Below are 12790 nucleotides of genomic sequence, written 5' to 3'. Positions count from 1 at the left end.
GGAAGTAATTTTTCATGAGCAAGCCCAAAATTCTTGTTGCCCGCGCAGTTTTTCCCGAAGTCATTGCCCGCCTGGAGCAGCATTTCGAGGTTGAATCCAACCAGGCCGACGAGACCTGGTCCAAGGCCCACCTCACCGAGCGCCTCAAGGGAAAGGACGGCGCCTTCACCACGGGCGGCGACAAAATCGACGCGGAGGTGCTGGCCGCCTGCCCGGGGCTCAAAATTTGCGCCAACATGGCGGTGGGCTACAACAACTTCGACATCGACGCCATGACCGCTGCCGGCGTGCTGGCCACCAATGCCCCGGATGTCCTGACCGAAACCACCGCTGATTTCGGTTTTGCCCTGCTGATGGCCACGGCCCGTCGCGTGACCGAAAGCGAGCATTACCTGCGCGCCGGCAAATGGACCAAATGGAGCTACGACATGTTTGCGGGCTCCGACATCCACGGCGCGACGCTGGGCATCCTGGGCATGGGACGCATAGGGCAGGGCATTGCCAAACGCGGTGCCCATGGATTTGGCATGAAGGTGATTTACCACAACCGCTCGCGCCTGGATGCAACGCTGGAGGCAGAATGCAAAGCCAGCTACGTCGGCAAGGAAGAACTGCTCAAGACCGCAGATCACCTCGTGCTGGTACTGCCGTATTCGCCTTCATCCCACCACACCATTGGCGCCGCAGAACTGGCATTGATGAAACCCACTGCCAACCTGATCAACATCGCGCGCGGCGGTATCGTCGACGATGCCGCACTCGCTGCGGCCTTGAAGAGCAAGCGCATCGCAGCGGCCGGGCTCGATGTGTTCGAGGGCGAGCCCAAGGTGCATCCTGATTTGTTGACCGTGCCCAATGTGGTGTTGACGCCGCATATCGCCAGCGCCACCATTCCCACGCGCCTGGCCATGGCCAGCCTGGCCGCTGACAACCTGATTGCCTTTTTTGGTGGCAAGAAACCGTTGACCCCACTCAACCCTGCGGTGCTGGCCGGAAAATGAAGCAAGTAGAACAAGTAGGAGCAGCAAGCGGACAATGAACACATGATGGAATCCTGGCTGATGATTGCCTTGTTGGTGGCCAACCTGCTGTTGCTGGTCTGGCTGCTGCTGCGCAAGCCCGCCGAACAAACGGATACGGGCCGCGTCGAGCTGCTGGCGAACATCGCGGCAGGCCACGACAAGCTCGAGCGCGAATTGCGGCGCGAAATCGGTGACAACTCGCGCAGCAGCCGGCAGGAATTGGCGACTACCTTCGCCACCTTCCAGCAAACGCTGGTGCAGCAAAGCGCCGAAGCGATCCGCACGCAGAACACGCAGATCGACGCGTTTTCGCAGCAACTCACCCTGCTGCAAAAAACGCTGTCGGATACCCTGACCACTCAGCTGCAGTCCGTCAGCGAGTCCAACGCCAGGCGCATGGGTGAAGTGCGCGAGACCCTGGAAAAACAGCTGGCGCAACTGCAGCAAACCAATTCGGCCAAGCTCGATGAGATGCGCAAGACGGTCGACGAGAAACTGCAGACGACGCTGGAGACGCGCCTGGGCGAAAGTTTCAAGCAGGTGGCCGACCGGCTCGAGCAGGTGCACAAGGGCCTGGGTGAAATGCAGACGCTGGCGCAGGGCGTGGGCGACCTCAAGCATTTGCTCACCAATGTGAAAACACGCGGCATCTTCGGCGAAGCGCAACTGTCGGCCTTGCTGGAACAGGTGTTCACCGTCGACCAGTACGCGGCCCAGGTCATTACCCGCCGCGGCGGCAAGAATCCGGTCGACTTCGCCATCAAGCTGCCGGGCCGGTCTGATTCGGGTGAACCCCTGTGGCTGCCCATCGACGCGAAATTTCCGAACGAAGACTACGAGCGCCTGCTGGATGCGCAGCAGCGCGCCGACGTGCTGGGTGCTGAAATCGCCGGCAAAGCGCTGGAGACGCGCATACGCCTGGAGGCCAAGTCGATCTCCGAGAAATACATAGACCCGCCTTACACCACCGATTTTGCGATTCTTTTTTTGCCGACTGAGGGCCTCTATGCCGAAGTGCTGCGCCGGCCCGGCCTGATGGAGTTCCTGCAGCGCGACCACCGTGTCACGCTGGCCGGCCCGACAACGCTGCTGGCCATGCTCAATTCACTGCAGATGGGTTTTCGCACGTTGGCGCTGGAAAAACGTTCCAGCGAAGTCTGGCAGGTGCTGGGTGCGGTGAAGACAGAGTTCGGCAAGTTCGGCGACGTGCTGGCCAAGGTCAAGTCGCAGACCGAAACCGTGCTCAACACACTGAGCAGTGCCGAGCAGCGCAGCCGTGTCATGGGCAAAGCCCTGCGCAATGTCGAAGCGCTCCCGGAAATCGATTCTGCCCGCCTGCTCCCATTGGACCCGCTTGACAAAGACCTGGACAACATCTGATGCGCACCGCATGAGCTGTGCGTCATGACGCCTGAACTCGCACGCCTGATCGTGGCGCAGATTTGCCTGCACGCCTGCATGGCCGGCACGCGCATGGCGGCGCCGCTGCTGGCGTTGCGCGAGGGCTACAGCCCCGCGGCGGTGGGAGTGCTGCTTGCATTGTTTGCCCTGACGCAAGTCTTCCTGGCGTTGCCGGCCGGCCGTTTCGCCGACCGGCATGGCCTCAGGCGCCCGATCCGGTATAGCGTCTTCGCTGCGGTGCTGGGAGCCGGGGCTGCGGTGGCCTTTCCGGTGTTCCCGGTGCTGTGTCTGGCGGCGCTGCTCACGGGCGGCGCCACCGGCGCAGCAGTGATTTCCCTGCAGCGCCACGTGGGCCGCGCGGCGGTCGGCGCACTGGAGTTGCGCCAGGTGTTCAGCTGGCTGGCCATTGGTCCGGCGGTATCCAATTTCATTGGACCGTTTTCCGCCGGCCTGCTGATCGACCATGTGGGTGCCGTGCCGGGAAGCACTTCCGGCTACCGCGCGGCGTTTTTGCTGATGGCGATCCTGCCGCTGGCCTGCTGGTTCCTGGTACGCAAGACGCGCGAGCTCCCGCCGGTGATTGCCGCCAGCGGCGGGGTGCAGCCCAAGGCCTGGGATTTGCTGCGCCAGGCCAACTTTCGCCGCCTCATGCTGGTGAACTGGTTTTTGTCGTCCTGCTGGGACGTCCACACCTTTGTGGTGCCGGTGCTGGGTTTTGAGCGCGGCATCAGTGCTTCGGTCATAGGCACCATCCTGGGATCGTTTGCGGTGGCCGCGGCTTTGATCCGCATGGTGATGCCGCTGGTGGCGGCCCATCTGCGCGAGTGGAAGGTGCTGGCGGTCTCCATGCTGGCGACAGCCGCACTGTTCGGCATCTACCCGTTGATGCATTCGGCGATCGGCATGGGCCTGTGCTCCATCCTGTTGGGCCTTGCGCTGGGCATGGTGCAACCCATGGTGATGAGCATGCTGCACCAGATCACACCGGAAGCACGCCACGGCGAAGCGCTGGGGCTGCGCCTGATGGCGATCAATGCGTCCAGCGTGGTGATGCCCATGTTGTTTGGCTCCGCCGGTGCGTTGATGGGAATTGGCGGGGTCTTCTGGGTCACCGGGGCCATGGTAGGCGCGGGTTCACGCGCGGCGTGGCTGCTCAAGGACAGCATGTCTGCCCATGGCGGGCACCATCCCGAAACCGGGCCTACAGACGGTAAAAATCCTTGATCAGGTCCCAGGCGACCTGTGCGTCGTCCACGTACTGAAAGAGCTTGAGGTCGTTGGGCGAGATCACGCCTTCTTCCACCAGCATGTCGGTGTTGAGCAGGCGCTTCCAGTAGCTGCTGCCAAAAAGGATGATGGGCACCGGCTTGGCCTTGCGGGTCTGCACCAGCGTGATGACTTCGAACAGTTCGTCGAGCGTGCCGAAACCACCCGGAAACACCACAAGCGCCTTGGCACGCATCATGAAATGCATTTTGCGCAGCGCGAAGTAGTGAAACTTGAATGACAGCTCAGGCGGCACATAAGGGTTGGCGGCTTCCTCCATGGGCAGGGCGATCGCCAGGCCCACACTGAGCCCGCCGGCCTCGTGCGCGCCCCGGTTGGCTGCCTGCATGATGCCCGGGCCGCCGCCGGTGCAGATGAAGAGCTTGGTCTCGGGCGGTTTTGTCTCGCTGTACTGCGCCACCAGCTTGCCGAAGGCGCGGGCTTTTTCGTAATAGTGGGCATTGCGCGCCAGTTTTCGCGCGCGGTCTATGGTTTCGGCATCACCACCTGCCTCGGCTTCGGCCACCATGGTGACGGAATCTTCCTCGCTGCGAAACCTGGCGCTGCCGAAAACGACCACTGTGTTTTCAATGCCATGGGCCTGCTGTTCCAGGTCGGGTTTAAGCAGTTCCAGCTGGAAGCGGATCCCGCGTGTTTCACGCCGCAGCAAAAACTCCGGGTCGGCAAATGCCAGCCGCGAGGCGTCGGCTTCCAGCGGTGTGCCTTCCCGTGCGTGGGCCTGCAGTTCGGCCCAGGCGTTGGCCAGGCGGCTGACGGATAAGTCTTGTTTTTGTTCCATGAGCTTATTGTGAACGATCAGGCGGGGCGGCTGCTTTTCGGGAACTGGGGCCCGCACAAGCAAAAAAAGGCTCCGTGAGGAGCCTTTTTGCGGAGGGCAGAAGCGGGATTACACGCGCTTGCGATATTCACCGGTGCGGGTGTCAATTTCAACCAGGTCGCCCTGGGCCACAAAAATCGGCACGCCGATTTCAAAGCCGGTAGCGAGCTTGGCGGGTTTCAGAACCTTGCCGGAGGTATCGCCCTTGACGGCGGGTTCAGTCCAGGTGATTTCGCGCTGAACGCTGGTGGGCAGTTCGACCGAGATCGCCTTGCCGTCGTAGAACACCACTTCCAGTTCCATACCGTCCTGCAGGTAGTTGAGCGAATCGCCCATGTTTTCCGCTTCGACTTCGTACTGGTTGTACTCGGAGTCCATGCAGACATACAGCGGATCGGCGAAGTAAGAGTAGGTGCAATCCTTTTTGTCCAGAATGACCTGATCAATCTTGTCGTCGGCCTTGAACACGACTTCGGTGTTGAAGTTGGCGACCAGGCTTTTGAGCTTCATCCGCACGGTGGCGGAATTGCGCCCGCCGCGGCTGTATTCGGTCTTGAGCACCACCATCGGGTCTTTGCCGTTCATGATGACGTTGCCGGCGCGGATTTCTTGAGCGATTTTCATAGCAGTTTCACTGAGTAGGCCGCTAAACGCATGCACCGGTGTGCAGGTTCCGCGGCGGGTTGTGCAGGACGCCAAAGTCTGGTCGACCTTCAGGCTGTTCTGCAAAGCCTATGATTTTAACGTTTTTTTGTCACGAAACCGAGCAGCCGGGTGCCCAGGTCGTCTTGGGCCATCAGGCGGGAGCGGGCCGTCTGGGCTGTTGCTTGCCAGGCCGGCAGGTCAATGGGGAAGGGCGCCGGGCCGCCGGCGGTAGGTGGCGGCGCTGTTTTGCCGTTCCAGGCGGCGTGAAAAGCCCGCAGGGAGGGCGGCGCCTGGAGCATGTCCAGGAAGGCCTGCAGTTTGGCCAGGTGGGCGTTGTCATGCTGCGGATAGATGTGCCAGACGAAAGGCTTGCCTGCCCAAAGCGCCCGCACCACCGAGTCCTCGCCGCGCACGAAGTTCAGGTCCGAGGCCCAGAGCAGGTGGTCAAACCCGGTTTGCGTCAGCAGGGGGAGGTATGAAATTGATAGCTGCTTGCGCCCGCCCTTATTGGGTTGCAGCCGATTCTTATCATCATACAGGGCACGAACGGCGTTGGCGGCACGCCCCGCGGCCACCAGCAGATGCACCGGTTTGCCTTGCAAGCCGTGTTCCGTAAATTGCGCCAGCAGGCCTTCGAGCGCGGGGGGCTCATAGCAAAACAGGGACACCAGGGTTTCGCCACCCCAGTGGATTCCGTGGGTTTTCAGCCAGCCGGCGCGGTCAAAGCCTGCCTGCTTGTCCTGCAGGCCTGACTCACGCAGCAGCCCGCCGGTATCAGCCGTGAAGCCCGGGTAGAAAAACCACTTGGTCCAGCCGGCAGCCGGTCCGCCTTGTACCGGCGAAGGCATGGCGTGGGAGCGCCCCACGTAGTCCTCGGCAGACAGGTATTCGAGATTGATCCAGACGGGTTTTTGGCCTCCAGCCCAATGCAGACGAGCGCAAGCAGCTATGAAATCAGGAGCAACTTCACAGCCGAAGGCCTCGATCAGCACATCGCAGGGTTGCCCGGCGAGCCCTGCGGCGTCCAGGTTCAGGGGCTGTTCACCGGATGGCCAGGGAAATACCTGTACGCCTTTACAGCTCCCGGGGGCCATCCATGTCAGCGCGGATGCGTCATCCACCCAGAGCCGCACCTTGTGCCCGCGCGAGGCCAGGTCGGCGGCCAGACGCCAGCACACACCAATGTCCCCGAAGTTGTCGATGACTTTGCAAAAAATGTCCCAAACGCGTGCTGCAGCCATGGCGGGTATTGTGATGCAGCCGCGATGCCGGCCCTCATGCTGCGGCGTGGCGTGCTCCCCCTGTCACAGCCATGTCACCCAGGCTGGGTACAAGCCGTCATCAATTTGAAATGGAGTTCATCGTGGTTTTATCTAAATCGGTGATGCGTGCACGGGCCATGGCCGCTATTCTGGGGCTGGCCTTGTGCGCCGGCGGTAGCGCTTCATCGTGGGCGCAGGCAAGCCTGGAAAAGGCGGAAACGTCTGTCGTTGAGGGTGTGGTCCTGACCAGGCATGTGCTGCAGGTTGCGACCCGCTTTTACGTGCCTTACACCGGTGCGGACGTGGGCATCAGACAGCGTTTTCCTCAAGGTTTTCCCATAGCGCCCGGCTCGGGGCTGACATTGCGCAACAAGGATGCCGACGGCACTTTGTGGTTTTATGCGCTGACTGATCGCGGCCCCAACGGCGACTCGCCCGACCTTGACAGCAGCGGTGCGACTTCGGCCAACAAGACCAAGGCCTTTCCCGCACCCGATTACGCGCCCAAGTTTGGCCTGATCCGCGTCAGGAATGGGGTGGCTGAACTGGTGTCGGTGACTGACATCAAAACTGCAGAGGGTGTGAATGTGAGCGGCCGCCCGGTGCAGGGCGGTATTGGCTCTTCGGGTGAAACGCCCTTGACCGAAACGCTGCAAGCCAGCCTGGCCTTCGACGCCCATGGCATTGACCCGGAAGCCATCGCCATGGACCCGGATGGCAAACACGTCTGGATTTGTGATGAATACGGCCCGTATCTGATCAAGGTGGCGGTTGAGAGCGGCCGTATTGCGGCCAAATTCGCGCCGGCCAACGGCTTGCCTGCCGTGATTCAATTCCGCCAGCCGAATCGCGGCTGCGAAGGCCTGGCCATCACGCCCGGCGGCAAGCTGGTCATGGCCATTCAAAGCATTCTGGAAATGCCAGATATGGGGAGTGGTTTGTCGGCCCGGCATACCAGCAAGGCGCTCTTTACCCGTCTGGTGGAATTCAATCCCGCCAATGGGGCTACCCGCATGTTTGCCTATCCGCACGACGTGACCCGGTACGGTAAGAGCAAGGACGCCAAGATTGGCGACATCGTCGCCTTGAGTGACACGCGCTTTGTGCTGATCGAGCAAGGCAAATTCAAGGCCGATGGTGAGGTGCACAACCTGCTGGTGGCGGTGGATGTGGCCCAGGCCACGGATTTAAGCGGCAAGAAACTGGCAGGTGGATTGGAGCTGGAATATGCCGGCGCTTTGAGCGAACTGTCGGCCATCGGGGTTTCCCCTGCGAAGCGGCTGGAAATCCTCGATTTGCGCAAGAAGGATGCAAGCGGAAAGCTCCAGTTCGGCTGGCTTCCAGAGAAGGCCGAAGGCCTGGCCCTGGTGAACGACGATACGCTGGCGCTGATCAACGACAACGACTTTGGTGTGTCCGCGCGAATCGTCGATGCGGCCGGCAAGGCCGTCAAGATCGATGACTGCAGCGTGAATGCCGCCGGTGTCCTGGAGGGCAAAAAATGCAAAGGTGCAGCGCCGCTCAAGTATGAAATCGTCAATGGCAGTGATGACGAGAAGCCAACCCGCCTGTGGCTGATCAGGTTCCCGAAAAAGCTCCTGGACTATCGGCCGGACTGAATCCCTTTGTTGGGTCGGCTCCAAAAGGGTATCGGTCCTGTCAGGGTTTTCTTCTGAAGCGCCGGTACGCGGCAAAATAGGGGTATGCCTGAACGTTCCCCCGCTGAAAAGTTACCCGCCGGACATACGCCCGAGTTGCTGGCCGAAGTGGCCGCGCTGCCCGCCTTGCCGGGCGTCTACCGTTACTTCGATGCGGAAGGCGGCGTGCTGTATGTCGGCAAGGCGCGCAACCTGAAGAAGCGGGTCTCCAACTACTTCCAGAAGAACCACGGCGGCACGCGCATCGGCCACATGGTGACCAAGATCGCCCGCATGGAAACCACGGTGGTGCGCTCGGAAGCTGAAGCGCTGCTGCTCGAAAACAACCTGATCAAGACGCTCAACCCGAAATTCAACATCCTGTTTCGGGACGACAAGAGCTACCCCTACCTCAAGCTGACAGGCGCGCGTCCGGCCGAAGAAGGCGCTGCGCCCACGGCTGCCGTCTTTCCGCTCATTGCCTATTACCGCGGCGCGGTCGAGAAAAAGCACCGCTACTTCGGCCCGTACCCCAGCGCCTGGGCGGTGAAAGACACCATCTTGCTGTTGCAAAAGGTGTTCCGGCTGCGGACCTGCGAAGACACGGTGTTCAACAACCGCACCCGGCCCTGCCTGCTGTACCAGATCAAGCGCTGCTCCGCACCCTGTGTGGGCCATGTGTCACCCGAGCAGTACGCGCTGGACACTGCCAATGCCGAGCGCTTTTTGCAAGGCCAGGCCCAGGACATCCTGACCGAGCTCGAGAGAAAAATGCTCGTGCATGCCGAAAAGCTGGAGTTTGAGCAGGCCGCAGAGCTGCGCAACCAGATGTCGGCGCTGTCCAAGGTGCTGCACCAGCAGTCGATGGAAATCGGCGGCGACAAGGACGTCGACATCCTGGCGGTGAAAGTTCAGGGCGGCAAGGCCTGCGTCAACCTGGCCATGGTGCGCGGCGGCCGCCACCTGGGTGACAGGGCGTACTTCCCCAGCCATGTGGAGAACGCGACCGACGTCGCGGCGCTGGATGCCGAGATCGATGCGGACGCCAGGCAGGCTGCGCAAGCCGAGGCAGCCGGTGAAAGTGCTGCGCCTGTGCCTGCACCTGTGGGCAAGTCACTTGAGGCCCTGGTGCTGGAAGCCTTCATCGCGCAGCATTACATTGATGTGCCGGTTCCACCCACCCTGGTGTGCAGCGAGCCGGTGGACAAGGAACTGATGGAGGCACTAACAGCGCAGACCGGTACCAAGGTCACGGCCATCCACCAGCCGCGTGAGCAGCGCCGCATCTGGCTGGAAATGGCACAGAAGAACGCCGGCCTGCAGCTGGCCCGGTTGCTGGCCGAACAGGGCTCCCAGCAGGCGCGTACGCGCGCGCTGGCCGAGGCGCTTGATTTGCCGCTCGACAACCTCGATACGCTTCGCATCGAATGTTTTGACATCTCGCACACGGCCGGTGAATCGACACAGGCCTCCTGTGTCGTGTTCCAGGAGCACAAGATGGTCAACAGCGAATACCGCCGCTACAACATCGAAGGCATCACGCCAGGCGACGACTACGCCGCCATGCGGCAGGTGCTGATGCGCCGCTATACCCGGCTGGCTGAAGCCGCACGCAATGGGGAGGCCAAACTGCCCGACCTGGTGCTGGTCGACGGCGGGAAGGGGCAGGTGTCGATGGCGCGTGAGGTGTTCGGGGAACTGGGCCTGGACCTGGGCCTGATTGCCGGCGTTGAAAAAGGGGAGGGCCGCAAGGTTGGCCTCGAAGAGCTCGTGTTTGCGGACGGCCGCGACAAGGTCTATTTGGGGCGGGATTCAGCAGCGTTGATGCTGATCGCGCAGATCCGCGACGAAGCCCACCGTTTCGCCATCACGGGCATGCGGGCCAAGCGCGCCAAGGTGCGGGTGGGCGGCAGCAAGCTTGAGGACATTGCCGGCATTGGCCCCAAGCGGCGCGCCAGCTTGTTGCAGCGCTTCGGCGGCATTCGCGGCATCGCTTCGGCCAGCGCGGAAGACATTGCCACGGTGGATGGCATTTCGAAGGACCTGGCCGAGGAAATCTACCGCGCCCTGCATTGAGGCAGCATCGGTTGCGTGCCCTGTTTCGGGCAGCAGTTCTTTGAAATTTGCTCAGATGTATTTGTGCAACGGAACGCACTGTTTTGGCGTGCTTTGCACCGCTATCCGGCACCACCGCACGGCTCATGCCAAAATCGGGGCATGTTTCTGACCATCCCTACGTTGATGACCTGGACCCGCATCGTTGCGATTCCGTTGATCGTGGGGGTGTTCTACCTGAACCTGGCGCCCACGGAACGCAACCTGATTGCCACCGTGATGTTCGTCGTGTTTGCCGCAACCGACTGGCTGGACGGCTTTCTGGCGCGCAAGCTGAACCAGACTTCTTCCTTCGGCGCCTTCCTTGATCCGGTGGCCGACAAGTTCCTGGTCTGCGCCTCTTTGCTGGTGCTGGTGCACCTGCAGCGTGCCGACGTGTTCGTGGCGCTCATTATCATCGGCCGCGAGATCGCCATCTCGGCGCTGCGCGAGTGGATGGCCCTGATTGGCGCGACCAAAAGCGTGGCCGTGCACATGCTCGGCAAGGTCAAGACCACGGTGCAGATGATTGCCATCCCTTTCCTGCTGTTCGACGGCGTGCTGTTCGGCGTGATCAACACGCACGTATGGGGCACCTGGTTGATCTGGATCTCCGCCATCCTGACGGTCTGGTCCATGATTTATTACCTGAAAAAAGCCATCCCGGAAATCCGCGCGCGCGCCAAGTAGTCCTGCCCTTGGTGTTGCCGTTCTAAGGCTTCTGTCCTTGAGTTCTTCCTCTTCTTCATCCTCTTCCGATGCGCTGATCCGGGCCATGCCCGCCGTGTTTGTGCTGATCTGGAGCACCGGCTTTATCGTCGCCAAATATGGCTTGCCGTATGCGCCGCCGCTGACTTTCCTGGCGATCCGTTATTTCCTGTCGATTGTTTGCTTCCTTGTCTGGATCGTGCTGGCCCGGGCCGCGTGGCCGCAAGGCCGGGCGCAATGGCTGCATCTGGCCATGGCCGGCGTGTTGATGCATGCCGGTTATCTGGGTGGCGTCTGGATTGCCGTGAAGTCGGGCATGGGTTCGGGCTTGACCGCACTCATTGTCGGACTTCAGCCAGTGTTGACGGCGCTCTGGGTTTCGTGGGTTGCCTCGCCCGAGACAAACGGCGGCGAGGCCAAGGTCACTTCACGCCAGTGGACCGGTCTGGCGCTTGGGCTAGGCGGGCTGTTACTGGTGGTTTCGCGCAAATTCGGCACGGGCCATGAAGTGACGGCGCTGACGCTGGCCTGCACGGTCTTTGCGTTGTTCAGCATCACTGCGGGAACGCTTTACCAGAAACGTTTTGTCAAACCTGCCGATGTGCGCAGTGCCAATGCCATTCAGCTGGCCGCTGCTTTCGTGGTGACCCTGCCGCTTGCGCTGTTTGAAACTGAAGCGATCACGTGGAACCACCAGGTTCTGGGCGCCATGGCGTGGTCGGTGCTGGTGCTCACGCTGGGAGGAAGCTCCCTGCTTTACCTTTTGATTCAGCGTGGCGCAGCTACAGCCGTGACCAGCCTGCTGTATCTGGTTCCGCCAACGACCGCCCTGATGGCATGGCTGTTGTTTGAGGAGCCCATTACGCTCAGCACGATTGCCGGCACTGCGCTCACGGCGTTGGGCGTGAGCCTCGTGGTGCGGGCCGCGAAGCCGGCGGCAGCGTAGTTTTCCAGGGCGCTTCCTGAAACTGTGCGACCAGGTGGTCAATCAGCAGGCGAATACGGCGTGGCTGGTCTGGGCGGTAGGGGGCCAGCCAGTGAATGTCGGCGTCTGGCATTGAATAGGCCGGTAAAACGCGTACGAGCCGGCCCGATGCGATATGCGGTGCAATATCCCAAAGGCTGCGCAGCATGATGCCGCGGCCTTCCATGCACCAGTCGCGTACCAGCTCCCCTGAATTGCTGGCCAGCGGGCCGTGCACGCGAACGCGCACCGCGGTCTTCTCGCGTTCCCTGTGCAGCGGCCAGACATCAAAACGCTGTCCCGGGGCATTGCCGTTTTCGCGCACGATCAGGCAGGCATGGTCCTGCAAGGCCTCCAGGCTGGCGGGTGAACCGTGTTGTTTTATGTAGCGGGGCGAGGCCACCATGATGCGCTGGTTGCGCGCAAGACGGCGTGACACCCACTGGGCCGCCTGCCGACCCTGTATCGACCAGAGCCAGATGGCGCCGTCGTAACCCTCCAGCGCGAGGTCGGGCAAATGCTCGGTGAGCTCCAGCTGTATCTCGACACGCGGATAACGCTCCTGGAATTCCGCCAGCGCAGGCCCCAGCCACCGGCGGCCGAACCCAAAAGTTGCAGCCAGCCGGATAAGCCCGGTGGGCTCCGCTTTTCGTTCCTGCAACTCTGCCTCAAGCGCATGGAAGCCCTGCAGGAGAATGATGGCCCGTTCGCAGACTGTTTCGCCTTCGGCGGTGGGGCTGACGCGCCGGGTCGTGCGCTGGAACAGGCGTTGGCCCAGCCTGGCCTCCAGTGCGGCAAGCCGCTTGGTGACGACCGGCGGCGCCACGTCCAGGCTTTGCGCTGCGGCCGCCAGGCTCCCGTGGTCGCGAACGGCAAGCACCAGTTCAAGGTCGCTGCGTTCCATTGATTAATTCCTTTTTGGAAATAATTGATTGCCTGATTATTGCTTGTAT

General features: G+C 61.6%; 11 protein-coding genes. 7 read left to right on the top strand and 4 right to left on the bottom strand.

The annotated features are described in order from the left end of the window. Positions 1-14 precede the first annotated feature (14 nt). Genes AC1DU8_RS12525 through AC1DU8_RS12515 form a run of 3 tightly spaced genes read left to right on the top strand, consistent with a single transcriptional unit; the run spans position 15 to position 3647 of the window. Complete coding sequence (locus AC1DU8_RS12525) at positions 15-1001, top strand: 2-hydroxyacid dehydrogenase (protein WP_477667119.1); 987 nt, start codon at positions 15-17, stop codon at positions 999-1001. A 45-nt stretch (positions 1002-1046) separates the two neighbouring features. Next, complete coding sequence (locus tag AC1DU8_RS12520; RefSeq protein ID WP_477667249.1) at positions 1047-2402, top strand: DNA recombination protein RmuC; 1356 nt, start codon at positions 1047-1049, stop codon at positions 2400-2402. 24 nt (positions 2403-2426) lie between these two features. Then, positions 2427-3647, top strand: coding sequence for an MFS transporter (locus AC1DU8_RS12515; RefSeq protein ID WP_477667120.1), 1221 nt, complete (start codon positions 2427-2429; stop codon positions 3645-3647). On the opposite strand, the gene AC1DU8_RS12510 is transcribed toward AC1DU8_RS12515, so the two are convergent. The 3 genes from AC1DU8_RS12510 to earP all read right to left on the bottom strand — a co-directional run bounded on the left by AC1DU8_RS12510 (position 3625) and on the right by earP (position 6413). After that, positions 3625-4488, bottom strand: a complete 864-nt coding sequence (locus AC1DU8_RS12510) for an LOG family protein (RefSeq protein WP_457278831.1) — start codon at positions 4486-4488, stop codon at positions 3625-3627. The two genes, AC1DU8_RS12515 and AC1DU8_RS12510, sit on opposite strands and share 23 nt — an antisense overlap. Before the next feature lie 108 nt (positions 4489-4596). Beyond that, entirely contained in the window at positions 4597-5151 is a 555-nt protein-coding gene (gene efp / locus AC1DU8_RS12505; RefSeq protein ID WP_457278830.1) for an elongation factor P, read from the bottom strand. A 116-nt stretch (positions 5152-5267) separates the two neighbouring features. Continuing rightward, the gene (gene earP, locus AC1DU8_RS12500) at positions 5268-6413 is read right to left on the bottom strand and encodes an elongation factor P maturation arginine rhamnosyltransferase EarP (RefSeq protein WP_477701869.1); all 1146 of its coding nucleotides are present in this window, start codon (positions 6411-6413) and stop codon (positions 5268-5270) included. Positions 6414-6535: 122 nt separating this feature from the next. On the opposite strand from earP, the gene AC1DU8_RS12495 reads away from it, so the two are divergent. The 4 genes from AC1DU8_RS12495 to AC1DU8_RS12480 all read left to right on the top strand — a co-directional run bounded on the left by AC1DU8_RS12495 (position 6536) and on the right by AC1DU8_RS12480 (position 11819). Beyond that, positions 6536-8053: an esterase-like activity of phytase family protein gene (locus AC1DU8_RS12495; protein ID WP_457278828.1), complete on the top strand. Its 1518-nt coding sequence runs from the start codon at positions 6536-6538 to the stop codon at positions 8051-8053. A gap of 84 nt (positions 8054-8137) precedes the next feature. Beyond that, positions 8138-10147: an excinuclease ABC subunit UvrC gene (gene uvrC, locus AC1DU8_RS12490; protein ID WP_477726819.1), complete on the top strand. Its 2010-nt coding sequence runs from the start codon at positions 8138-8140 to the stop codon at positions 10145-10147. Positions 10148-10288: 141 nt separating this feature from the next. Then, positions 10289-10855: a CDP-diacylglycerol--glycerol-3-phosphate 3-phosphatidyltransferase gene (gene pgsA / locus AC1DU8_RS12485; protein ID WP_457278826.1), complete on the top strand. Its 567-nt coding sequence runs from the start codon at positions 10289-10291 to the stop codon at positions 10853-10855. Between the two features lie 85 nt (positions 10856-10940). Continuing rightward, positions 10941-11819: a DMT family transporter gene (locus AC1DU8_RS12480; RefSeq protein ID WP_457279773.1), complete on the top strand. Its 879-nt coding sequence runs from the start codon at positions 10941-10943 to the stop codon at positions 11817-11819. On the opposite strand, the gene AC1DU8_RS12475 is transcribed toward AC1DU8_RS12480, so the two are convergent. Beyond that, a complete protein-coding gene (locus AC1DU8_RS12475) occupies positions 11764-12741 on the bottom strand; it encodes a LysR family transcriptional regulator (protein WP_457278825.1) in 978 nt (325 codons plus the stop codon). The two genes, AC1DU8_RS12480 and AC1DU8_RS12475, sit on opposite strands and share 56 nt — an antisense overlap. Positions 12742-12790 lie beyond the last annotated feature (49 nt).

Source organism: Polaromonas sp. P3_A5, assembly GCF_056403055.1.
This window is presented reverse-complemented; position numbering and strand designations above follow the sequence as displayed.

What these genes read in the sequence shown, in the direction of transcription:
- AC1DU8_RS12525 (WP_477667119.1), top strand. Translation starts at nt 15, where the DNA reads ATGAGCAAGCCCAAAATTCTTGTTGCCCGCGCAGTTTTTCCCGAAGTC.
- AC1DU8_RS12520 (WP_477667249.1), top strand. Translation starts at nt 1,047, where the DNA reads ATGGAATCCTGGCTGATGATTGCCTTGTTGGTGGCCAACCTGCTGTTG.
- AC1DU8_RS12515 (WP_477667120.1), top strand. Translation starts at nt 2,427, where the DNA reads ATGACGCCTGAACTCGCACGCCTGATCGTGGCGCAGATTTGCCTGCAC.
- AC1DU8_RS12510 (WP_457278831.1), bottom strand. Translation starts at nt 4,488, where the DNA reads ATGGAACAAAAACAAGACTTATCCGTCAGCCGCCTGGCCAACGCCTGG.
- efp (WP_457278830.1), bottom strand. Translation starts at nt 5,151, where the DNA reads ATGAAAATCGCTCAAGAAATCCGCGCCGGCAACGTCATCATGAACGGC.
- earP (WP_477701869.1), bottom strand. Translation starts at nt 6,413, where the DNA reads ATGGCTGCAGCACGCGTTTGGGACATTTTTTGCAAAGTCATCGACAAC.
- uvrC (WP_477726819.1), top strand. Translation starts at nt 8,138, where the DNA reads ATGCCTGAACGTTCCCCCGCTGAAAAGTTACCCGCCGGACATACGCCC.
- pgsA (WP_457278826.1), top strand. Translation starts at nt 10,289, where the DNA reads ATGTTTCTGACCATCCCTACGTTGATGACCTGGACCCGCATCGTTGCG.
- AC1DU8_RS12480 (WP_457279773.1), top strand. Translation starts at nt 10,941, where the DNA reads ATGCCCGCCGTGTTTGTGCTGATCTGGAGCACCGGCTTTATCGTCGCC.
- AC1DU8_RS12475 (WP_457278825.1), bottom strand. Translation starts at nt 12,741, where the DNA reads ATGGAACGCAGCGACCTTGAACTGGTGCTTGCCGTTCGCGACCACGGG.